We start from the raw sequence: 23606 nt of genomic DNA on the forward strand, positions 1-23606 counted from the left end.
TTCCTGTCTGCACGGCTCTGGCGGGACGAAAAGTACGCCGTTGCGGCAGCAAGCTACTCTTTAAAATCACTGGCGTCCAGTTCATGGCGCGCCAGCAGCTTATAAAACTCGGTGCGGTTACGTCCAGCCAGACGTGCTGCGTTTGTCACATTTCCTTTGGTCATCTGCAACAGTTTGCGCAGATAATTCAGCTCAAACTGATTACGCGCCTCGACAAAAGTCGGCAGCACAGTGTTTTCCCCGGCCAGCGCCTGTTCAACCAGAGCACCGCTAATCACCGGTGAGGTACTCAACGCCACACACTGCTCTATTACGTTCACCAGTTGTCGTACATTGCCTGGCCAGCTGGCCGTCATCAGACGTTTCATTGCATCGACAGAGAAGCTGCGTACAAAAGGTTTGTGGCGATCGGCGGACTGACGCAGCAGATGATTGGCCAGCAGCGGGATATCTTCTGCGCGTTCATGCAGCGGCGGAATCTTCAGGTTAACCACATTCAGCCGGTAATAGAGATCTTCGCGAAACTCTTTTCTTTCCATTACCTTGGGCAGATCGCGATGGGTGGCGGAGATAATGCGCACATCAATCTCCAGATCCTGATTGCTCCCCAGCGGTCTGACCTTGCGCTCCTGCAGCACCCGCAGCAGCTTAACCTGCAGCGCGGGCGGCATATCGCCAATCTCATCCAGGAACAGCGTGCCGCCCTGCGCCGCCTGAAACAGCCCTTCGCGCGCGCTGACCGCGCCGGTAAAGGCTCCTCTGGCATGACCAAAAAGTTCAGACTCCAGCAGCTGTTCCGGCAAAGCGCCGCAGTTGATGGCGATAAAGGGCTGACCGGCACGCGGGCTGGCCGCATGGATCGCCTGCGCCAGTACCTCTTTGCCGCTGCCGCTCTGACCATTAATCAACACGCTGACGTCCGACTGCGCCACCATATGCGCCTGCTCCAGCAGACGCAGCATTTGCGGGCTGCGCGTCACAATCGCCTCACGCCAGCGATCGTCGCTGACGGGTGCGCGCTGCGCCAGCGCCTCGTCGATGGCTTTATAGAGCGCATCCCGATCTACCGGCTTGGTCAGGAAGCTGAACACCCCCTGCTGCGTGGCGGAAACAGCCTCTGGTATCGAACCGTGTGCGGTGAGGATAATCACCGGTAAGCCCGGGTTGCGCCGCTGAATCTCGCCGAACAGCGCCATTCCGTCCATCTCATCCATACAGAGATCGCTGATCACCAGATCAATCTTCTCTTTCTGCAGCTGACGCAGCGCCTCGGCGCCGCTGGCGGCGGTAGTGACCTGAAAACCCTCACTGGTCAGACGCATCCCCAGCAGCTTCAGCAGCGAGGGATCATCATCCACTAACAGTAGCCGGGCGGCCTGTTTAACCATCAGTGATCCTCATTTGTTACATTATTGCCATCCGGCATGGTTGCATGGTTCCCGTCCGGGAGATCCGATGATTTACGCGATGAGAGCTGGCGCTCGATATCCGTCAGCCGCTCCAGTTTATGACGGGTCTCAGCGAGCTCCCGGGTAAGCTTCTGCTGCTGCTGACGCAGCGTATCCAGCTGGCTGTCATTGCTTTGCTGCAGATGCGCATAGCGTAAACGTGACGCGGAGAGATCGAGTTCCGCCGCCTGATAGCTGCGCCAGAGCTGCATCAGCGGCCGTACGCTGGCGGGAACGTCGCTGCTGTAGCTGTCCAGTGTGTCGACAAACTCGCGGCGCTCAGGCGGCGTGACTTTGCCATTGGCCAGCAAAACCCCCTGCTTAAACGCGCGTGCCCAGTTCTCAGCGGGCCAGCGCGACGCTTCTGCACGCGCCTGAGCCGACGTCAGGCGGCTGGCGCAGTCCATCGCGCGCAGCCAGTAGAGCGGATTGCGCATGGCGTCGGGATTTTCTACCGGCCAGACGTGCGTACACTCCACCGCCAGATAATCAGGCAGCTTCACTTCCGGCTCCGGCACCGTACTTTTTGGCCGCACCGGCGGCGTCACCGCGTGCTGACTGCAGGCGGCAAGCAGCAATAAGACACAACAGCTCAGCGCGGCAGGGATCAGGGATAATTTCATCTGTCAGGGGTTCCCGTCTGTGATATTCAGTTCAATACGAAAACAGACGTCTGCCTCGCTGTGCCTGACCAGTTGCAGATCGCCCTGCATCCGGCGGATACAATCTTTGGCGATACTCAGCCCCAGCCCGCTGCCTTTCACCGCGCCTTTGCGCTGCTGACTTCCCTGATAAAACGGTTCGAAGATCATCTCCTGCTCCCCGGCAGGAACAGGGTTGCCGCTGTTCGCCACCTCAATCCAGACTTTATCACCCTTGCGCTGACTGCGTAGCCAGATGTTACCGGATTCGCTGCCGTAGTTCACGGCGTTAGAGTAAAGGTTATCTATCACGCGCATCAGCAGCACAGGTTCGGCAAGACAGTGCTGTTCCGCCAGATCAATATGGGTCTGCATCCCCTTCGCGCGCGCGGTCAGTGCGTGGGCGCTGATCACCTGAGCGATGATGTTATCCAGCGCCACCGGTTCAAGCGGCGTGGGGCCCTCTGCCAGCTTGCGGTTATACTCCAGCAACTGCTCGATCAGCCGCAGCAGATGGCGACTACTGCTGTCCAGAATCGCCACCACTTCGCGCTGTTCGTGATTCAGCGGTCCCGCCACCTGGTCAGCCAGCAGTTCGGTGCCCTCACGCAGGCTGGCCAGCGGCGTTTTCAGCTCATGGGAGAGATGGCGCAAAAATTCATGGCGCTGCGTCTCCAGCCAGGCCAGGCGTTCGCTCAGCCAGACAATGCGCTGCCCCAGCGAACGCAGCTCGCGCGGACCGCGGAACGCCACGCTCGGCCCCAGCTCGCGTCCCTCACCCAGACGGTTAATCATGCGCTCCACGCTTTTCACTGGGCCGATAATCATGCCGGTAAACAGCAGCACCAGCACCAGGCTGATAAGAAACAGAATCAACGCCTGCCAGCCAAAAAACTGACCGCGCTGGGCAATCTCACGTTGCAGCTGCAGACCGCGCGAAAAGACCGCTTCGCGCGTCTCCTGCACCATGCGGGTATTGGTGGCAGAAAAACGTTCCAGCGCGCCAGAAACGCCGCGTGTCGGGTTGCCGTTCTCACACCTGAGCGGATTCAACTGTGGTAACAGGCTGGATAAGTGATGCAGCGCCGCCAGTGCCGGCAACCGCTCTGCATGGATGGTCAACATCTGACTGTAGCGCATATGTTGCGTCTGGTAGAGACGCGCCAGGGTGGTATCGCCCAGCACACAATACTGACGATAGCTGCGCTCCAGCTCCAGCGCCGTACGCGCCATCGCTTCGCTGCGCCGCACATCGGTAAAGGTATTGCGATTGGTATCCGCCGCCTGCTCGCTGAGCGCCGAAAGGCTTTCCCAGGCCTGCCAGGCGAGCACCAGCAGCGGAAGCAGCACCAGCAAAAACGCCAGCAGCACCAGCTGACGCAATGAGCGGGGAAATAAACGCCATCTTTTCACGCGAACGGTTCCTGTTGTAAACGCCGTTTTGATGGTAAACAGCTGCGCTCCCTTATGCCAGTCCGCCGGGCGGCATAAGCCTCACGACTACGCTCTGGCGCAGGTCAGCGCAGCGATTTTTTTACTGCGCAGTCTGCCGTTACCCGCCTGTACGCCGTTAACCCGATTCCCCTTGATTTATATCAACGCCACTGCCCGGCAATATCTTTACCGTAGCGGTATCGTTTCGCTTAGAGAAAAGATAATGACTGATAATTCGCTGACGCGCAAAGGACAGCCGCTCGCCTGCTGGGAGCCTGAAGATCCTCACTTCTGGCGACAGACCGGGCAGGCCATAGCCCGCCGTAACCTGATGATTTCCGTTCCCTGTTTGTTGCTTTCGTTCTGTGTCTGGATGCTGTTCAGCGCCGTGGCCGTCAATCTGCCGAAAGCCGGATTCCGCTTTACCACCGATGAGCTGTTTTTGCTCACTGCGCTGCCGTCAGTGTCCGGCGCGCTGTTGCGCGTGCCCTACGCTTTTATGGTGCCGATGATGGGCGGACGCCGCTGGACCGCCATCAGTACCGCCATTCTGATCCTGCCCTGTCTGTGGCTCGGTATCGCGGTGCAGGATAGCAATACCAGCCTGCAGGTATTTATGAGCATTGCCCTGCTGTGCGGTTTCGCCGGGGCAAATTTTTCCTCCAGCATGGGGAACATCAGCTTTTTCTATCCCAAATCACGCCAGGGCGCCGCGCTGGGCATCAACGGCGGCATCGGCAATATGGGCGTCAGCGTGATGCAACTTATCGCGCCGCTGGTGATGTCGGTGGCGGTATTCGGTGCCTTTAACGGCAACGCAGTGACCCTGCCGGAGGGCGGGCAGCTGTGGCTGCAAAACGCCGCCTGGATCTGGATTCCGTTTCTGATGGTCGCCACGCTGTTCGCCTGGTTTGGCATGCACGATCTGGCCTGTGCCAAAGCCTCATTACGCCAGCAACTGCCGGTGCTGGCGCGCGCTGATGTCTGGCTGCTGGGTCTTCTTTATCTCGCCACCTTCGGCTCTTTTATCGGTTTTTCTGCTGGCTTTACCATGCTGACCCGCACCCAGTTTCCGCATGCTGATATTCTGCGCTATGCGTTTTTTGGCCCTTTCATCGGCGCACTGGCGCGTTCCATTGGCGGCATGATCTCTGACCGTCTGGGCGGCGTGCGCGTAACGCTGGTCAACTATCTGTTGATGGCGCTGTTGAGCGCGCTGGTTTTCCTGACGCTCCCCGGCACCCAGGATGACGGCTATTTCTTCGCCTTCTACGCGGTCTTTATGCTGCTGTTTTTCACCGCCGGGCTGGGCAGCGGCTCGACTTTTCAGATGATTGCGACCCTGTTTCGCGCCCGCACGCTGGCCCGCGCCAGGGCCCGCGGCGTCAGTGATGAAGCGGCACAGCAGCAGGCCGCAACCGACACCTCGGCCGCTCTGGGGTTTATCTCCGCTATCGGGGCTATCGGCGGCTTCTTTATCCCTAACGCCTTCGGGATTTCACTCAAAATCACCGGCTCCGCCGCAGGCGCGATGGGCGTTTTTCTCGGTTTTTACCTGATTTGTGCATTGATCACCGCTGGCGTCTATGGACGCAAAAGCGCGTGAGCAGTGTTGCTGTATTTTTACGGGAGCAATGACGTATGAGTAAATTCCTCGACCGGTTTCGCTATTTTCGCCAGAAAAGCGACACCTTCGCTGGCGATCACGGTCAGAACTGGCAGCAGAATCGCGACTGGGAGCAAGGTTACCGCCAGCGCTGGCAGCATGACAAAATCGTCCGCTCTACCCATGGGGTGAACTGCACCGGCTCCTGTAGCTGGAAGATTTACGTTAAAAATGGCCTTGTCACCTGGGAAACCCAGCAGACAGATTATCCCCGCACCCGCCCGGACTTGCCTGACCATGAACCGCGGGGCTGTCCGCGCGGCGCCAGCTTTTCCTGGTATCTTTACAGCGCGAACCGTCTGAAGCATCCGCTGGTGCGTCAGACGCTGATCGCGCAGTGGCGTGAAGCCCGCCAGCAATATGCGGATCCGGTCGCCGCCTGGGCATCTCTGGTCAGCGACAAGCAAAAGGCAGCCCGCTGGAAACAGGCGCGCGGGCGCGGCGGCTTTGTCCGCGCCAGCTGGAACGAGCTGAACGAGCTGATTGCGGCGGCGAATATTCATACCATTAAAACCTGGGGACCCGATCGGATTGCCGGCTTCTCGCCGATTCCGGCAATGTCGATGGTCTCCTATGCCGCCGGGTCGCGTTATCTCTCCCTGATTGGCGGCGTCTGCCTCAGTTTCTACGACTGGTACTGCGATCTGCCCCCCGCCTCGCCCATGACCTGGGGCGAGCAAACCGACGTGCCCGAATCCGCCGACTGGTATAACGCCGGTTACATTATCGCCTGGGGTTCCAACGTTCCCCAGACCCGTACCCCGGATGCCCACTTCTTTACGGAAGTTCGCTATAAAGGGACGAAAACCGTTGCCATTACCCCCGATTATGCCGAAGTGGCCAAACTGTGCGACCAGTGGCTGGCACCGAAACAGGGCACAGACAGCGCACTGGCGATGGCGATGGGCCATGTGATCTTGCGCGAGTTTTATCTGGATAATCCCTGCGATTACTTCCTCAATTATGCCCGGCGTTACAGCGATTTGCCGATGCTGGTGATACTGGAAGAACATCAGAATGGCTATCTGGTGGCAGGACGTTTACTGCGAGCTTCAGACCTGAGCGATGCGCTGGGAGAGAGCAATCATCCGCAGTGGAAAACCGTGGCTATTGATGACGCCAGCGGTGAGCTGATCGTGCCGAATGGTTCCATTGGTTTCCGCTGGGGTGAAAAAGGGAAATGGAACCTGGAAGCGAAAGCCAGTCAGCAGGCGGTAACGCTGCGTCTGGGCCTGAAAAATCACCATGACCAGCGGGTACAGGTGGGCTTCCCCTACTTCGGCGGCGATCCCCATCCCCAGTTTAACGCGGTGGAACTCGACAATGTGCTGGTACGCACCCTGCCCGCGCGCCGGATCACACTGGCAGATGGCCGTCAGAGGCTGGTGACCACGGTGTACGATCTGACGCTGGCCAGCTATGGCGTCAGTCAGGGGCTGGAAGCGCAGCCCTGTGCCAGCGATTTTAATACGGTCGCGGCTTATACCCCCGCCTGGGCCGAGCAGATTACCGGTGTGCCGCGCAGTGAAATTATTCGTATCGCCCGCGAGTTTGCCGATAACGCGGCGAAAACCCGTGGCCGCTCAATGATTATCCTGGGGGCCGGACTCAACCACTGGTTTCATATGGATATGAACTACCGCGCGCTGATTAATATGCTGGTGTTCTGCGGATGCGTGGGACAGAGCGGTGGCGGCTGGGCGCATTATGTGGGACAGGAGAAACTGCGTCCGCAGACTGGCTGGCAGCCTCTGGCCTTCGCCCTTGACTGGCAGCGCCCGCCGCGCCAGATGAACAGCACCTCGTTTTTCTATAACCACAGCGGTCAGTGGCGCTATGAAACGGTCAGCGCCAGCAGTCTGCTGTCACCGCTGGCGGATAAAGCGCGTTATCAGGGCCAGATGATCGATTTTAACGTGCGGGCTGAACGTATGGGCTGGCTGCCTTCGGCACCGCAGCTGAACACCAATCCGCTGCATATCCACGCCGCGGCTCACGCGGCAGGCATGACGGATAAAGATTACCTGACGCAACAGCTGGAGCGAGGCGCACTCCGCCTGGCCTCTGAACAGCCGGAACGGGAGCAGAACTATCCGCGTAACTTGTTTGTCTGGCGCTCTAACCTGCTGGGATCCTCCGGCAAGGGCCATGAATATTTTCTCAAGCATCTGCTTGGCACCGAACATGGTATCCAGGGGAAAGATCTGGGTGAGCAGGGAGAAGTGCGGCCACAGGAGGTGGAATGGCGGGATCAAGCGACCGAGGGCAAACTCGATCTGGTGGTGACGCTGGATTTCCGCATGTCCAGTACCTGCCTCTATTCCGATATCGTGCTGCCGACCGCCACCTGGTATGAAAAAGACGACATGAATACTTCGGATATGCATCCGTTTATTCATCCGCTGACAGCTGCGGTCGACCCCGCCTGGGAGTCGCGCAGCGACTGGGATATCTACAAAGGTCTGGCGCAGCGTTTTTCGCAGCTGTGCCCCGGCCACCTCGGCGAAGAGACCGATATGGTGCTGTTGCCGCTACAGCATGATACCCCGGCGGAGCTGGCGCAGCCGTTCGATGTGAAAGACTGGAAACAGGGTGAATGCCCGCTGATTCCCGGTCAGACCGCGCCGCAGATGATCAGCGTCGAACGCAACTACCCACAAACCTATCAGCGCTTTACCTCGCTGGGGCCGCTGCTGGAAAGCCTTGGCAACGGGGGTAAAGGCATTAACTGGCAGACGCAAAGCGAAGTGGAACTGCTTAAACGCCTGAATGGCGTGCAGGATAATGGCCACGCGGCGATCGACACGGCGATTAATGCAGCGGAAACCATCCTGTCGCTGGCACCGGAAACCAACGGTCAGGTAGCGGTGCGCGCCTGGCAGGCGCTGGGCGAGATCACCGGGCGCGATCACCGTCATCTGGCCCTGAATAAGGAAGACGAGAAAATTCGCTTCCGGGATATTCAGGCGCAGCCGCGCAAGATCATTTCCAGTCCCACCTGGTCAGGGCTGGAGGATGAGCATGTTTCCTATAACGCCGGTTATACCAATGTGCATGAGCTGATCCCGTGGCGCACGCTGACCGGTCGCCAGCAGCTCTATCAGGATCACCCCTGGATGCGTGATTTCGGCGAAAGTCTGGTGGCTTACCGTCCGCCGATTGATACCCGTAGCGTCCAGAGCATGCTGAATCTGCGTCCGAATGGTCATCCGGAAAAGGCGCTGAACTTCATTACGCCCCATCAGAAGTGGGGGATCCACTCAACCTACAGCGACAACCTGCTGATGCTGACACTGTCGCGCGGCGGGCCGATTGTCTGGCTCAGCGAAGCGGATGCGCGCGAACTGGGCATCGAAGATAACGACTGGATTGAAGCCTTTAACGTTAACGGCGCGCTTACCGCCCGCGCAGTGGTGAGCCAGCGGGTGCCGGCGGGCATGACCATGATGTATCACGCTCAGGAGCGCCTGGTGAATATTCCGGGTTCCGAGATCACCGGCCAGCGTGGCGGTATCCATAACTCGGTAACGCGGATTACGCCCAAACCGACACATATGATCGGGGGCTATGCGCAGCAATCTTACGGCTTTAACTATTACGGCACCGTCGGCTCCAACCGCGATGAGTTTGTTGTGGTGCGCAAAATGCAGCGGGTTGACTGGCTTGACGAGGAACATGCGTGATGAAAATTCGATCTCAGGTGGGCATGGTGCTCAACCTCGACAAATGTATTGGCTGTCACACCTGCTCTGTGACCTGCAAAAACGTCTGGACCAGTCGCGAAGGGATGGAATATGCCTGGTTTAACAATGTGGAAAGCAAACCCGGCGTAGGGTATCCCCACGCCTGGGAAGATCAGGAGAAATGGCAAGGGGGCTGGATCCGCAAAATCAACGGGCAGTTGCAGCCGCGCCTCGGCAGTAAGATCGGCGTCCTGAAAAACCTTTTTGCTAACCCGGTCATGCCGGAAATTGATGATTACTACGAGCCCTTTACCTTTGACTATGGGCATCTGCAAAACGCGCCCAAAAGCAGGCATCAGCCGATTGCCCGCCCCCGCTCTTTGCTGACGGGGCAGCGTATGGAGAAGATCAACGGTGGCCCCAACTGGGAGGAAATTCTTGGCGGCGAGTTCAGCAAGCGCCGCGCTGACAGCAACTTTAATGGCCTTGAGCGCGAGGTTTATGGTCAGTTTGAGCAGACATTTATGATGTATCTGCCGCGCCTGTGCGAGCACTGCCTGAATCCGGCCTGCAGCGCAACCTGTCCCAGCGGGGCAATTTATAAACGTGAAGAAGATGGCATTGTGCTGATTGACCAGGACAAATGCCGCGGCTGGCGTATGTGCGTCAGCGGCTGTCCCTACAAAAAAATCTACTTCAACTGGAAAAGCGGCAAATCAGAAAAATGTATTTTCTGTTATCCGCGTATTGAAAGCGGTATGCCGACGGTTTGCTCGGAAACCTGTGTAGGGCGCATTCGCTATCTGGGCGTGCTGCTCTATGACGCCGACCGCATTGCGGATGCGGCCAGCACGGAACATGAGCAGGATCTCTATCAGCGTCAGCTGGAGATCTTCCTCGATCCTCACGACCCGCAGGTGATCGCCGAGGCGGAGAAACAGGGTATCCCCTGGAGCGTGATCGAGGCCGCACAGAAATCGCCGGTCTATAAGATGGCGGTCGAATGGCAGCTGGCGCTGCCGCTGCACCCGGAATACCGCACGCTGCCGATGGTCTGGTATGTGCCGCCGTTATCGCCGGTGCAGTCGCTGGCGGATGCTTCTCTGTTGCCGCAGCAGGGCGTGCTGCCGGACGTCAGTACGCTGCGTATTCCGCTGCGCTATCTGGCTAACCTGCTAACTGCCGGGGATGAGAAGCCGGTGAAACGTGCGCTGGAGCGCCTGATGGCGATGCGTCATTACAAACGCGCGCAGAGCGTGGAAGGGGTCAGCGACACGCGAGCGCTGGAACAGACCGGCCTGAGCGTAGCTGAAGCCGAGGAGATGTACCGCTATCTGGCGATCGCTAATTATGAAGATCGCTACGTGGTGCCCTCTTCCCATCGCGAACTGGCGCGGGAGGCCTTCCCGGAACGCAACGGCTGCGGGTTTACCTTTGGTGATGGCTGTCACGGCAGCGATACCCGCTTCAACCTGTTTAACAGCCGTCGTATTGATGCCGTCGAGATCGACGCCCGCCAGGGAGAGCGCCGATGAAACGCCTGAAAGTGATTGCGCTGCTGCTGGATTACCCGCAGGCGGCGCTCTGGCAGCACCAGCAGGAGCTGCTGGAGGCCTGTTCTGACGCGCCCGTGCTACAGGCCTTTATCCGCGACCTTTGCGCCAGCGCTCAGCTTGATGCCGAGGCGCGCTGGGTTGCGCAGTTTGAACGCGGACGCGCCACCTCGCTGCTGCTGTTTGAGCACGTACACGGTGAATCACGCGATCGCGGTCAGGCGATGGTCGATCTGTTGGCGAGCTATCACCGTGCCGGTCTGGAGCTGAACGAACGCGAATTGCCGGACTATCTGCCGCTCTATCTGGAATATCTCAGCGTACTGAGCGAGCAGGAGGCGCGTCAGGGGATCGGCGATATCGCACCGATTCTGGCGCTGCTGGCGGCCCGGCTGGCCCATCAGCAAAGTCCTTACGCCGCGCTGCCGGAACAGCTGCTGGCGTGGATAGATTATCAGTCAGACGCTGAGCAGCTCCGGACGCAGGTCAGCCAGGAGTGTGATGACCGCTCGCCGCAAGCGATGGACGCCGTCTGGCGCGAGGAACAGGTGCGTTTCCTGAGCGATAGCGGCTGCAACACGATGCAACCGCCCCCTCAGCGCCGTCTGGCTCAGCAAACCGCCGTGCAGTATCTGAACCTGACATCGGGAGGTCGATGATGTCGCATTTTCTTTCGCTGTTTTTCTTTGATATTTACCCCTATATCGCCGGAAGCGTGTTTCTGCTCGGCAGCTGGCTGCGCTACGATTATGGCCAGTACAGCTGGCGTGCCGGTTCCAGCCAGTTGATGAGCCGTAAAGGAATGCGTCTGGCCTCCAATCTGTTCCATGTCGGCATTCTCGGCATTCTGTTCGGCCACTTTTTCGGCTTGCTGACCCCGCACTGGCTGTATGAAAGTTTTCTGCCGATCGCCAGCAAACAGAAGCTGGCCATGCTTGCCGGGGGCCTGTGCGGTGCGCTGACGCTGATCGGTGGGCTGTTGCTGTTATATCGCCGCCTGACCCATGTCCGCGTGCGCGCCACCTCCAGTGGTGCCGATATTCTTATTCTGGCGCTACTGCTGGTTCAGGCGGCGCTGGGGCTGGTGACGATTCCTTTCTCTGCGCAGCATATGGACGGCAGCGAAATGATGAAGCTGGTGAACTGGGCGCAGGCGATCGTCACCTTCCGCGGCGGTGCTGCCGCACAGCTGGCGGGGGTAGATATGATTTACCGTATCCATATGGTGCTGGGCATGACGCTGTTCCTGCTGTTTCCCTTTACCCGCCTGGTACACATCTGGAGCACACCACTGGAATATCTGACCCGTCGTTACCAGGTAGTGCGCCTGCGCAGATAACCTGCCTCTCCCCTGCCCCGCCAGGCAACGGTTTCGCGCAGGGTGCAGACAGGCGGGACGGAAGGCAGTAAAAATCCGCCTTCATAGAAGGCGGCTTTGATTGTACCCCATAGAGGTGTACCAAAAACCTTAAAAAGCAGTCTCTGCCTGTTCCGTAAGATTCAAATCCAGAGACGATAAGGCTGAGCCAAAACGTATTGATGACCACGCCCGCAGGACGTGGTTTTAAGTTGGTAATAAAAAACGGCAGGCGCGCTGGCCTGCCGTTAACGCGACGCCTTAATGCCCCGCGTAAGAATAAGGTGGTGCCTAACTCAACGTTGCGCCCGATGCTTGATAACGTTGCAAAGCAAACGATTATCGGTTGGTGGACGGCAGGCACCGTTTTGTGCGTCATTCGGTTTTTATGAGCTCTGGTCCGCTGTGGCGGGGCAATCATAAACAGGAGAATGAGCAGCGCATTAATATTAGCAAGGAGCGTGCCACTTTTCAATAATCTCAGATAATCAGATGCTTGCCAGGGAATGGCTGATGCGAGCGCCTTTTCTCTCCCGTCAGCACGACAAATCTGTCGCCATTTAACAACAAAAAACGAGACGGAAAATTATCGGTTTTATTATCAGTAATTTAAATGTCGCCAATCAGAGACAAGGTTAAACAGGGAGTGTCGCCAGTTACCTACAAATTGCTCCCGGCCCGAAAGCACGCATAAAAAAGGAGGCCTGAGGCCTCCTTTTTGTCGCGGATGGCAATTAGCCCAGTTGCTTACGGGCGTTGCGGAAAATACGCATCCACGGGCTGTCCTCGCCCCACTCTGCCGGGTGCCAGGAGTTGCTGACGGTGCGGAATACGCGCTCCGGATGTGGCATCATAATGGTGACACGCCCGCTTTCGTTGGTTACCGCCGTAATTCCGTTAGGTGAACCGTTCGGGTTGGCCGGATAGTGTTCTGTTACCTTACCGTAGTTGTCTACATAGCGCAGCGCCACCAGACCTTTGGCTTCCAGCGCCGCGAGATGTGCGCCATCACGCACTTCGACAAAGCCTTCGCCGTGCGATACCGCAATTGGCATACGGGAGCCGGCCATACCGTCCAGCAACAGCGACGGACTGGCTGCGACTTCGACCAGGCTGAAGCGCGCTTCGAAACGTTCAGACTGGTTACGCACGAAGCGTGGCCAGAGATCGCTGCCCGGGATCAGCTCGCGCAGATTAGACATCATCTGACAACCGTTACAGACCCCCAGCGCCAGGGTTTGTGGGCGATGGAAGAATTCTTCAAACTCATCGCGCACCCGGGCGTTGAACAGAATCGATTTTGCCCAGCCTTCGCCAGCACCCAGCACGTCGCCATAGGAGAAACCGCCACAGGCCACCAGCGCATGGAAATCTTCCAGGCCACGGCGGCCTGCCAGCAGGTCGCTCATATGAACATCAACCGCCGTAAAGCCGGCACGATGGAAGGCGGCCCCCATTTCCACATGGGAGTTGACGCCCTGCTCACGCAGGATCGCCACCTGCGGACGCGCACCGGTCGCAATCATCGGTGCCGCCACATCTTCTTCCGGCTTAAAGGTCAGATGCACATTGAGGCCCGGATCGTTATCATCCTGTTTCGCCTCATGCTCCTGATCGGCACAAGCCGGGTTGTCACGCAGGCGTTGCATCTGCCAGGTGGTTTCCGCCCACCAGGTACGCAGCGTGGTACGGCTCTCGCTGTAGAGCGCCTTATCACCGGCGCGAATCACGAAACGGTCACCCGCGACAGCCTGACCAATCAGGTGCACGCAATCTGCCAGGCCGTGCTCAGCAAATACCTGCTCAACAGCCGCGCGATCCGCCGCTTTAATCTGAATAACCGCGCCCAGCTCCTCGGTAAAGAGTGCAGCCAGCGCGTCATCGCCCAGCGTAGCGATATCCGCTTCGATACCGCAATGGCCGGTAAAGGCCATCTCCGCCAGCGTGACCAGCAAACCGCCATCAGAACGGTCGTGATAGGCCAACAGTTTCTCGTCAGCCACCAGCGTCTGGATAGCGTTAAAGAAGCCCGCCAGTTGCTGTGCGTTACGCACGTCAGCGGGCTTGTCGCCAAGCTGACGATAAACCTGCGCCAGTGCCGTTGCGCCCAGGGTGTTATGGCCATTGCCGAGGTCGATCAGCAGCAGCGCATTCTCCTGCTGAGGCTGTAACTGCGGCGTTACGGTACGGCGCACATCTTCAACGCGCGCGAAGGCGGTGATCACCAGCGACAAAGGCGCCGTCATTTCACGCTGCTCACTGCCCTGCTGCCAGCGGGTTTTCATCGACATGGAGTCTTTACCCACCGGAATAGTGATGCCCAGCGCCGGACACAGCTCTTCCCCGACCGCTTTTACTGCGGCGTAGAGACCGGCATCTTCACCCGGATGGCCAGCTGCGGCCATCCAGTTAGCAGACAGTTTCACGCGCTTCAGCGAACCAATTTGCGTAGCCGCCAGGTTGGTCAGCGCTTCTCCGACCGCCAGGCGCCCCGAGGCGGCGAAATCGAGCAGCGCAACCGGCGCTCGTTCGCCGAGGGCAAAGGCTTCGCCGTGATAGCTGTCCAGGCTGGCCGTGGTGACCGCACAGTTAGCCACCGGCACCTGCCACGGGCCCACCATCTGATCGCGCGCCACCATGCCGGTCACGCTACGGTCGCCAATGGTAACGAGGAAGGTCTTTTCTGCCACCACCGGCAGATGCAGAACGCGTTTTACCGCCTCGGCCAGCGTAATAGCGTGACGCTGCAGCTCTTCGCCCTGCGCCTGCTGACGGGTGACATCGCGGGTCATTTTGGGCGTTTTGCCCAGCAGCACGTCGAGCGGCATATCGATAGGCTTGTTAGCGAAATGGCTGTCAGTGAGCGTCAGATGCTGCTCTTCTGTGGCTTCGCCGATGACTGCATACGGGGCACGCTCACGCTGACACAGCTCATCAAACAGCGCCAGCTTATCGGGCGCGACCGCCAGCACATAGCGCTCCTGAGATTCATTACACCAGACTTCCAGCGGACTCATCCCCGGCTCGTCACTCAGAATATCGCGCAGGTTGAAACGGCCGCCGCGTCCACCATCACTCACCAGTTCCGGCATGGCATTGGAAAGGCCACCCGCGCCCACATCGTGAATAAACAGAATCGGGTTCGCTTCACCCAGCTGCCAGCAACGGTCGATCACTTCCTGACAGCGACGCTCCATTTCCGGGTTGTCGCGCTGGACCGAGGCAAAATCGAGATCGGCATCAGACTGACCCGACGCCATCGATGAAGCTGCACCGCCACCGAGGCCGATATTCATGGCCGGTCCGCCCAGTACAATCAGCTTCGCGCCGACGGTGATTTCACCCTTTTGCACATGTTCGCCACGAATATTGCCGATACCCCCCGCCAGCATGATCGGCTTGTGGTAGCCACGCAGTTCCACGCCGTTATGGCTGTTGACCTGCTCTTCATAGGTACGGAAATAGCCGTTCAGCGCCGGACGACCAAATTCGTTATTGAACGCGGCCCCGCCTAACGGACCTTCCGTCATGATATCCAGCGCGCTGACGATGCGCTCCGGCTTACCGAAATCTTCTTCCCAGGGCTGTTCAAATCCCGGAATACGCAGGTTGGACACAGAAAAGCCGACCAGACCCGCTTTCGGCCTGGCGCCGCGTCCGGTTGCTCCTTCGTCGCGGATTTCGCCGCCGGAACCGGTGGCCGCACCCGGCCAGGGGGAGATGGCAGTCGGATGGTTATGGGTTTCCACTTTCATCAGGATATGCGCCGCTTCCTGATGGTAATCGTAAATCCCCTGCTCGCTGTCAGCGAAGAAGCGGCCCACTTCTGACCCTTCCATCACCGCCGCATTATCCTTATAGGCAGAGAGCACGTAGTCCGGCGTCTGCTCAAAGGTATTTTTGATCATTTTGAACAGTGATTTAGGCTGCTTCTCGCCGTCAATAATCCAGTCAGCGTTGAAAATTTTATGACGACAGTGCTCAGAGTTGGCCTGAGCAAACATATAGAGTTCGATGTCGTTCGGGTTGCGCCCCAGTTTTTGAAACGCGTCCAGCAGGTAATCAATTTCATCGTCCGCCAGCGCCAGGCCCAGCGAGATATTGGCCTGCACCAGCGCCTCACGCCCACCGCCCAGCACATCCACGCTTTTCAGTGGTTGCGGTTCATGATGAGCAAACAACTGCTCAGCCTGCGCCAGATCGCTGAATACCGTCTCCATCATACGGTCATGCAGCAGAGCAGCCAGTTGCGTCCACTGCGCTTCCGTCAGTTGAGGTGCCTGAATATAGAAGGCCAGGCCGCGCTCCAGTCGGCGCACCTGCGCCAGATCGCAGTTATGCGCAATATCAGTGGCTTTGGAAGACCAGGGGGAAATCGTGCCGGGTCGCGGCGTGACCAGCAACAGACGCCCTTGCGGACTATGTTCAGCGAGAGAAGGACCATATTTAAGCAGACGTTGCAGGCGGGCTTTTTCGTCAGCAGTCAGCGCGGTGGCGACATCGGCAAAATGAACGTACTCGGCGTAAATATCACTCACTGGCAGGTGAGCGTCCTGAAAACGGGCCAGCAGTTTGTTAACACGAAATGCCGACAGAGCGGGCGAACCACGCAGAATTTCCATCATTAAAGATCTCTCGTCAGAGCGCCGGGCGACGCTTCATTGGGCGCAACAGGGAAAACGGGCGGTATTATAGAGAAACCGCACCCGTTACGAAACCGTTTGCGTAGATTTAATGACACCTGGTATTTGCCTGAAAATTGTGCAGTAGCTGCTATATAAGTTGCTCTGGCTCACTTTGTTGCGCAAAATGCCCCTCGCTCTGGGAGTTAAAAAAAGATCAATACTGCCTTTATAAAAGACAGAGGCCTGAGAGCCAGAGAGAGATAACTATTTGAAACGCCTAAAATTTAATTATCTTTTTATCGGTCTTATCACCGCACTGCTTGCCCTGGCCTTATGGCCTTCAATACCCTGGTATGGCGGTGCGCAAGATGCGATATCACAGATAAAGTCACGGGGAGTGCTGCGTATTAGTACCATTAACTCACCCCTGACCTATTACACCATCAATAAAGATCCGGCCGGGATGGATTACGAGCTGGCAAAACGCTTCGCCGATTATCTGGGGGTTAAACTGCAGGTTACGGTGCGTCCTAATCTCAGTGAACTCTTTGACGACCTGGATGATGGCAAAGCGGATTTGCTGGCGGCTGGCTTGATCTACAACAGCGAAAGGCTGAACCGTTATCAGACCGGGCCGAGCTACTACTCCGTATCGCAGCAGTTAGTCTACCGCGTGAATAAGTCACGCCCGAAAAACCTCGGCGATTTGAAAGGCCGTCTGACGGTGGCTTCCGGCTCCGCTTACCTCTCATCGCTGCGCAGCGTGAAGGCGAACCAGTATCCCGATCTCGACTGGGCTATCTCCACCGATCTCACACCAAAAGCGCTGCTGGAAGCGGTGGCTGACGGCAAGCTTGACTATACCATCAGCGATTCCGTGACTATCGGTCTGCTGCAGCGTATTCATCCTCAGTTGGCGGTTGCCTTTGATATCACCGATGAAGAGCCGGTGACCTGGTATCTGCCGCGCAGTGAAGACGACAGCCTGAATGCTGCCATGCTCGACTTTTTCAGCGATATGGGTGAAGAAGGTACGATGGCGCGGCTGGAAGAGAAGTATCTTGGCCACGTCGGCGCCTTTGACTATGTCGATACCCGTACTTTCCTGCGCGCCATCGACAATACGCTGCCTGATATCCAGCCGCTGTTCGAAAAGTATGCCACTCATATTGACTGGCGGCTGCTGGCGGCTATCTCCTACCAGGAATCACACTGGAATCCGCAGGCCACCTCGCCGACTGGCGTACGCGGCATGATGATGCTGACACGCAATACCGCCGAAAGCCTGAAGGTGAACGATCGCCTCGATCCCGAGCAGAGTATCCGTGGCGGCAGCACCTACCTGCAGCGCATGATGGAGAAAGTGCCGGACACCGTGCCGGATGATGAACGCATCTGGTTCGCCCTGGCAGCTTATAATATGGGGTATGCCCATATGCTGGATGCCCGCAAACTTACCGCAAAACAGGGCGGCAATGCGGACAGCTGGGCGGACGTCAAACTAAGGCTGCCGATGCTGAGCCAGAAGCGCTATTACACGCAGACCACTTACGGCTACGCCCGCGGGCATGAAGCCTATAACTACGTAGAGAATATCCGTAAGTATCAGGTCAGCCTGGTGGGCTATTTGCAGGATCAGGAAAGAAAACTTGCACAGCGCGCTGCCCTGGAGGCGGAACAGGGGAATGGCCATCCGGTCGTTGAGCCGAAAATCGCCATGAACTAAAGCATACGCTGCGCCTGGCGCAGCGACTTTTTCTGCGCCCGGCGCATGCGGAAAAAATCACTGAGCAGGGCCGCACACTCTTCTGCCAACACCCCCTGATGCAGCATAACCTGATGGTTCATACCCGGATGTCCCAACAGATCCAGCAGCGAGCCCGCCGCTCCCGTTTTTTCATCGCGCGCGCCGTATACCAGCCGCGTAATGCGACTGTGGATCATCGCACCGGCACACATAAAACAGGGCTCCAGCGTGACGTAAAGCGTGGTGTCCAGCAGGCGGTAGTTCTGCAGAACTTTGCCGCCCTGGCGCAGGGCCATGATTTCGGCATGCGCCGTGGGATCGTGCTGGCCGATAGGTCGGTTCCAGCCTTCGCCGATGACGCGATCGCCCTGAACCAATACTGCCCCTACCGGCACTTCTCCCTGCTCCCAGGCGACGCGCGCCAGTCTGAGCGCATGGCGCATCCAGTATTCATCATTCAGTTCAGTCACGTCAGGCTCCAGGCTAAAGAGAGCCGCGCATTATAGCGGGCCCGCCGCCATAATCGAAGAGGAGCGTGACCTTAATCCAGCTGCTGCAGTTCGCCGCGCGGCGTTACGCGCCAGCGATGCTGGCAGAAAAAGAGCAACGGGTTATCCTGTTTACTGTCGCTGTAGCCGCTGTAAAGCTGGAGCGGCGTGCCGATTTTTTCCTCCAGCTGAGCAACTTTCTCATGACCAAGACAGCGTATCGCCAGTACCCGGCCACCGAATCCCCGCGTCATCTGGCTGGCAATCAGTTTAACCCGCGGCAGAAAGGGAGAGTCGTAATACACTTTTTCCACCAGCGACTGCGGTGAGCCGGTGATCAGCCAGACATCGGCATCGTCACTGCTGAGATACTCGGTCAGACGCTGCTGCACCACCGGAAACGCAATAACACGCTGACGGAACCAGCGCGCAAACGCCTCCTCACGCTGCAACAGTGTACGTTCGCTGTGACCAAAGGTAATCGACCAGAGCAGCAGGCTCATCGGCCAGCGCGCGGCACGCCCTTTCACCACTAAGCCCAGGCCAATAACCGGCAACAGCGGTATGACCAGCAGCAGATTAAGCGGCTGACGCCAGAGCAGATAACGCATGAAGGTGCCAAACATATCCTGCTGATGCAGTGTGCCGTCGAGGTCAAAAAAGATTACCCGGCGTTGCGTACCCGTTGTCAAAAGCGCTCCTCTTTATTGTTGTTAACTCTGTGCAGTACAAGTGTAGCCATCAACCGCGGCGGCGACGCATGTCATTTTTTTATTCCAGTGACTACAATGCCAGGTGAATAGTTTATTCTGCGTCACCCGCCGGCGTAAGTGTGTTTTCAGTCCGTTGCGCCGTGCGAGGACGTAACCATTTACAGCTTAGAAAAAGCTTAGCGAAAAAGGACCAGGCATGAGTTCATTGCTGCGTATCCGTCAACTCTACCCGCGCCTGGCGCTTAACGAGCGTCGACTGGCGGATTATTTGTTGTCACAGCCGGATCGGGCACGACACCTCAGCTCACAAAAGCTGGCCGAAGAGGCGGGCGTAAGCCAGTCCAGCGTTGTAAAGTTTGCCCAGAAACTGGGTTATAAAGGCTTTCCTGCGCTGAAACTGGCCTTAAGCGAATCACTGGCGGACAGAGATGCGATTACGGTACATAACCATATTCTCAGTGACGATCCGCTCAAAGTGGTCGGAGAGAAGCTATTTACTGAAAAGCAGTCTGCGATCCGCGCCACGCTCGATATTAACAGTGAAGAGAAATTGCGCGAGACGTTGCACCTGCTGGAGAACGCCCAGCGCATTTTGCTGGTGGGCATTGGCGCATCCGGTCTGGTGGCCAAGGATTTCTCCTGGAAGCTGATGAAAATCGGCATTAATGCTGTGGCGGAGCAGGATATGCACGCCCTGCTGGCCAGCGTACAGGCGATGAAGCCCGGCGATGTGCTGCTTGCCATCTCTTATACCGGCGAACGCCGTGAAATCAATCTGGCGGCGCAGGAAGCGGCGCGTGCCGGTGCGCATGTTATCGCCTTCACCGGCTTTACGCCCAACACTCTGCAGCAGTGTGCGACTCACTCGCTCTATACCGTGGCGGAAGAACAGAGCATGCGCAGCGCTTCTATCTCCTCAACCAGCGCTCAGCTGGCGCTGACCGACCTGCTGTTTATGGCGCTGGTACAACAGGATCCGGAACGCGCCGCCAGCCATATTCGCCACAGCGAGGCGCTGGTGAAAAAACTGGTCTGAGGAAAGCAGGCGCGTATAATACCCGCGCCCTTTCTGTTGTTATTGAGCAAAACCATGGCGCTGCTGATTACCGCTAAATGTATTAACTGTGATATGTGCGAGCCGGAGTGTCCGAACCAGGCGATTTCGCCGGGTGCGGAGATCTATCAGATTGATGTCAGTCGCTGTACCGAATGCGTGGGTCATTACGATGCCCCCACCTGCCAGAGCGTTTGCCCTATCGATAACACCATTATTCCCGATCCGCAGCATGATGAAAGCCGTGAGACCTTGTGGGAGAAGTTTGTGGGTTTATATCACTGAAGCGGGCCGGTACGTCTGATCGGCCCTTCTTTTCAGCTCTCAATAATCACCGTGGCACAGGCATAGTGGCGCTCATCGGCCAGCGTCACATGCACTGATTTCACTCCCAGCCTTTCTGCCACCTCTGAGGCATGCAGGAAAAAACGCAGGCCAGGTTTGCCCAGTTCATCGTTATAAACTTCAAACTGATTAAAGGCGAGTCCGCCGCGAATGCCGGTGCCAAAAGCTTTGGCCGCCGCCTCTTTTACCGCAAAGCGTTTTGCCAGAAAGCGAACCGGCTGCTGATGCGCCTGATACTGCAGCCATTCCGCCTGACTCAACACGCGACGTGCCAGGCGATCACCCGAGCGTGACAGTACGCCAGCGATACGCTCAATTTCTACAATGTCGGTGCCCAGCCCGATAATAGCCATCAGCGACGCGCTTCCCGCATCAGCAGCTTCATCTCTTTCACCGCTTCCGCCAGTCCGCTCATCAGCGCCCGGCCAATAATGGCATGACCGATATTCAGTTCATGCATCTCCGGCAGGGCTGCTATCGGCAGCACGTTGTGATAGGTCAGTCCGTGTCCGGCATTCACTTTCAGCCCCAGACCGGCAGCAAAGGTGGCCGCATGGGCAATACGCGCCAGTTCCGCCGCGCGCGCCGCCTCATCAGCCGCCTCCGCCCAGGCACCGGTATGAATTTCAATGTAGGGTGCGCCGCAGGCCGCCGCTGCCTCAATCTGACGCAGGTCAGCATCAATAAACAGGGAAACCAAAATACCTGCAGCGCTCAGCTGTTTTACCGCCGCACTGATCTTCTCCTGCTGACCAGCCACGTCCAGCCCCCCTTCGGTGGTCACTTCCTGACGCTTTTCCGGCACCAGACAGCAGAAGTGAGGTTTTATCTCGCAGGCGATGGCGATCATTTCATCGGTTACCGCCATCTCCAGATTCATGCGCGTCTGGATGGTCTCTCGCAGCAGGCGTACGTCACGGTCGGTAATATGACGACGATCTTCACGCAGATGCACCGTGATGCCATCAGCCCCCGCCTGCTCAGCAACAAACGCAGCCTGCACCGGATCGGGATAATTTGTGCCACGGGCATTACGCACAGTGGCGATATGGTCAATGTTGACGCCTAACAGCAATTCAGCCATGAGAAACCTCAATTCTTATCCGTAGTGATATGCAGTGTACATTGCCCGCTGTCGCCTGCGCTACGACCAGTACTACTTCGCTTGCGGATCCTCTGTCACCTGGTCGGCACGTTTCTTCGGGATAAACTGCCGGAACAGCTCCTGGCTTTTCAGCGGCTTACCGCCAAGGTAGGGTTTCAGCGCCATGCGGGTAAAGCGCTTGGCGGCACGCAGCGTATCGGCATCAGGAAATTCACGCTCCCACAGGGCGCGCAGTTGCCGCCCGGTAAAGCTGCGATTATTCACCACCAGGCTGGCGATAAAGCCTTTTTCTTCCCGGTAGCTGTAGGTCATCGCATCCGCCACCCGTTCACCGCTGCCGGCACAGTGCTGGAAGTCTACGCCATACCCCAGATGGCCGAGCAGGGCCAACTCAAAGCGACGCAGCGCCGGTTCCGGCGTACCCGTGCCAGCGGCCAGCGTCTGGAGACAGTGAAGATAATCAAAGAAGAGATCAGAGAAAGGGATTTCCTGCTCCAGCACGCGGGAGAGCAGTTCGTTGACATAGAGTCCGCAATAGAGAGTGATACCGCTTAAGGGTAGCGCCAGTGACACCGCTTCGGCATTGCGTAACGTTTTCACTTCACCGCGTCCGCTCCAGCGCACCAGCAGCGGCGTAAAGGGCTGTAACGCCCCTTTCAGTTGTGAACGACGCGAGCGGGCACCTTTTGCCAGTACCCGTACGCGTCCCTGACTTTCGCTGAAAAGATCCAGTAATAAACTGGTTTCGCTGTAAGGGCGACTATGCAGCACAAAGGCGCGTTGCCAGCCTTCCATGAAATCAGAGATCGTCTACATAGCCCAGACTACGCAGCGCCCGTTCGTCATCCGCCCAGCCCGATTTGACTTTAACCCAGAGTTCGAGATGCACTTTGGCTTCGAACATCTCTTCCATATCTTTACGCGCTTCGATACCGATGGTTTTGATTTTGGCCCCTTTGTTGCCGATCACCATCTTTTTCTGCCCTTCCCGCTCCACGAGAATCAGGCCGTTGATATCGTACCCGCCCCGCTCATTGGAGACAAAACGCTCAATCTCCACCGTCACGGAGTACGGCAGTTCGGCGCCCAGAAAGCGCATGAGTTTCTCACGGATAATTTCCGACGCCAGAAAGCGCTGGGAACGATCGGTGATGTAATCTTCCGGGAAATGGTGCTCGGCCTGCGGCAGACGCTTGCGCACGATACTGGCAATCGCATCCACATTTTTCCCGCTTTCCGCGGAGATCGGCACCACATCGAGAAAATTCATCTGCTCGCTGAGGAAGCGGATATGCGGCAGCAGCACGCTTTTATCCTGGATGTTATCCACCTTGTTGATGGCCAGCAATACCGGCACTTTGCTGTCGCGCAGCTTGTTCAGCACCATTTCATCATCTGCGGTCCAGCGCGTGCCCTCGACCACAAAGATCACCAGCTCAACATCGCCAATCGAGCTGCTGGCAGCACGGTTCATCAGACGGTTAATGGCGCGCTTCTCTTCAATGTGCAGACCGGGGGTATCGACATAGATTGCCTGATATTCCCCTTCGGTGTGGATGCCCATAATACGATGGCGCGTGGTCTGCGGCTTACGCGAGGTGATCGACACCTTCTGCCCCAGCAACTGGTTCAGTAAGGTGGATTTGCCGACGTTGGGTCGGCCAACAATCGCGACGAAGCCGCAATAAGTAACGTGTTCGCTCATTCGAGTCCTGAGTGTATCAGTGCCTGTTCAGGCACTGCGGTT

General features: G+C 57.6%; 18 protein-coding genes. 8 read left to right on the forward strand and 10 right to left on the reverse strand.

All coding sequences use genetic code 11. The features are described from left to right. Nucleotides 1-53: 53 nt before the first annotated feature. Genes glrR through E0E17_RS01940 form a run of 3 tightly spaced genes read right to left on the reverse strand, consistent with a single transcriptional unit; the run spans nt 54 to nt 3502 of the window. Nucleotides 54-1388, reverse strand: coding sequence for a two-component system response regulator GlrR (gene glrR / locus E0E17_RS01930; protein ID WP_130831043.1), 1335 nt, complete (start codon nt 1386-1388; stop codon nt 54-56). After that, entirely contained in the window at nt 1388-2071 is a 684-nt protein-coding gene (gene qseG, locus E0E17_RS01935) for a two-component system QseEF-associated lipoprotein QseG (RefSeq protein ID WP_130831044.1), read from the reverse strand. The genes glrR and qseG overlap by 1 nt, the downstream gene beginning before the upstream one ends. 3 nt (nt 2072-2074) lie before the next feature. Beyond that, nucleotides 2075-3502: a sensor histidine kinase gene (locus E0E17_RS01940; protein ID WP_130831045.1), complete on the reverse strand. Its 1428-nt coding sequence runs from the start codon at nt 3500-3502 to the stop codon at nt 2075-2077. Between the two features lie 244 nt (nt 3503-3746). Here E0E17_RS01940 and E0E17_RS01945 point away from each other — a divergent pair, with 244 nt between their 5' ends. From E0E17_RS01945 to narI, 5 genes are read left to right on the forward strand one after another with little or no spacing between them, the layout of a single operon-like run. After that, nucleotides 3747-5129, forward strand: a complete 1383-nt coding sequence (locus E0E17_RS01945; RefSeq protein WP_130831046.1) for a NarK family nitrate/nitrite MFS transporter — start codon at nt 3747-3749, stop codon at nt 5127-5129. Nucleotides 5130-5164: 35 nt separating this feature from the next. Beyond that, nucleotides 5165-8872, forward strand: coding sequence for a nitrate reductase subunit alpha (locus E0E17_RS01950; protein WP_130831047.1), 3708 nt, complete (start codon nt 5165-5167; stop codon nt 8870-8872). Next, nucleotides 8872-10407, forward strand: a complete 1536-nt coding sequence (gene narH / locus E0E17_RS01955) for a nitrate reductase subunit beta (protein ID WP_130831048.1) — start codon at nt 8872-8874, stop codon at nt 10405-10407. The genes E0E17_RS01950 and narH overlap by 1 nt, the downstream gene beginning before the upstream one ends. Next, on the forward strand, nt 10404-11084 hold the full coding sequence (gene narJ, locus E0E17_RS01960) for a nitrate reductase molybdenum cofactor assembly chaperone (protein ID WP_130831049.1): 681 nt from the start codon (nt 10404-10406) through the stop codon (nt 11082-11084). Before narH ends, narJ begins: the two co-directional genes overlap by 4 nt. Next, nucleotides 11084-11764, forward strand: coding sequence for a respiratory nitrate reductase subunit gamma (gene narI, locus E0E17_RS01965; RefSeq protein WP_130835430.1), 681 nt, complete (start codon nt 11084-11086; stop codon nt 11762-11764). The genes narJ and narI overlap by 1 nt, the downstream gene beginning before the upstream one ends. A gap of 752 nt (nt 11765-12516) precedes the next feature. On the opposite strand, the gene purL is transcribed toward narI, so the two are convergent. Then, nucleotides 12517-16407 (reverse strand): phosphoribosylformylglycinamidine synthase, encoded by a 3891-nt coding sequence (gene purL / locus E0E17_RS01970; RefSeq protein WP_130831050.1) that lies wholly within the window; start codon nt 16405-16407, stop codon nt 12517-12519. A gap of 268 nt (nt 16408-16675) precedes the next feature. Here purL and mltF point away from each other — a divergent pair, with 268 nt between their 5' ends. After that, nucleotides 16676-18133, forward strand: coding sequence for a membrane-bound lytic murein transglycosylase MltF (gene mltF / locus E0E17_RS01975; protein WP_130831051.1), 1458 nt, complete (start codon nt 16676-16678; stop codon nt 18131-18133). Here mltF and tadA read toward each other — a convergent pair. Beyond that, on the reverse strand, nt 18130-18624 hold the full coding sequence (gene tadA, locus E0E17_RS01980; RefSeq protein ID WP_130831052.1) for a tRNA adenosine(34) deaminase TadA: 495 nt from the start codon (nt 18622-18624) through the stop codon (nt 18130-18132). The two genes, mltF and tadA, sit on opposite strands and share 4 nt — an antisense overlap. A gap of 71 nt (nt 18625-18695) precedes the next feature. Continuing rightward, nucleotides 18696-19334, reverse strand: a complete 639-nt coding sequence (yfhb, locus tag E0E17_RS01985) for a phosphatidylglycerophosphatase C (protein WP_130831053.1) — start codon at nt 19332-19334, stop codon at nt 18696-18698. A 217-nt stretch (nt 19335-19551) separates the two neighbouring features. Between yfhb and E0E17_RS01990 the strand changes: the two genes are divergently transcribed. Then, nucleotides 19552-20391, forward strand: a complete 840-nt coding sequence (locus E0E17_RS01990) for a MurR/RpiR family transcriptional regulator (RefSeq protein ID WP_130831054.1) — start codon at nt 19552-19554, stop codon at nt 20389-20391. Between the two features lie 54 nt (nt 20392-20445). After that, nucleotides 20446-20694, forward strand: coding sequence for a YfhL family 4Fe-4S dicluster ferredoxin (locus tag E0E17_RS01995; protein ID WP_130831055.1), 249 nt, complete (start codon nt 20446-20448; stop codon nt 20692-20694). Between the two features lie 32 nt (nt 20695-20726). On the opposite strand, the gene acpS is transcribed toward E0E17_RS01995, so the two are convergent. The 4 genes from acpS to era all read right to left on the reverse strand — a co-directional run bounded on the left by acpS (nt 20727) and on the right by era (nt 23564). Further along, nucleotides 20727-21107 carry a holo-ACP synthase gene (acpS, locus tag E0E17_RS02000; RefSeq protein WP_130831056.1) on the reverse strand — a complete coding sequence of 127 codons (381 nt, stop codon included), beginning with the start codon at nt 21105-21107 and terminating at the stop codon, nt 20727-20729. Next, nucleotides 21107-21838, reverse strand: a complete 732-nt coding sequence (gene pdxJ / locus E0E17_RS02005; protein ID WP_130831057.1) for a pyridoxine 5'-phosphate synthase — start codon at nt 21836-21838, stop codon at nt 21107-21109. Before pdxJ ends, acpS begins: the two co-directional genes overlap by 1 nt. 72 nt (nt 21839-21910) lie before the next feature. Then, entirely contained in the window at nt 21911-22654 is a 744-nt protein-coding gene (gene recO / locus E0E17_RS02010) for a DNA repair protein RecO (RefSeq protein ID WP_130831058.1), read from the reverse strand. A 4-nt stretch (nt 22655-22658) separates the two neighbouring features. After that, nucleotides 22659-23564, reverse strand: coding sequence for a GTPase Era (era, locus tag E0E17_RS02015; protein WP_130831059.1), 906 nt, complete (start codon nt 23562-23564; stop codon nt 22659-22661). Nucleotides 23565-23606 lie beyond the last annotated feature (42 nt).

Origin of the sequence: [Erwinia] mediterraneensis, from assembly GCF_900604315.1 — a bacterium.
GTDB classification, from domain to species: Bacteria; Pseudomonadota; Gammaproteobacteria; order Enterobacterales; family Enterobacteriaceae; genus Pantoea; species Pantoea mediterraneensis_A.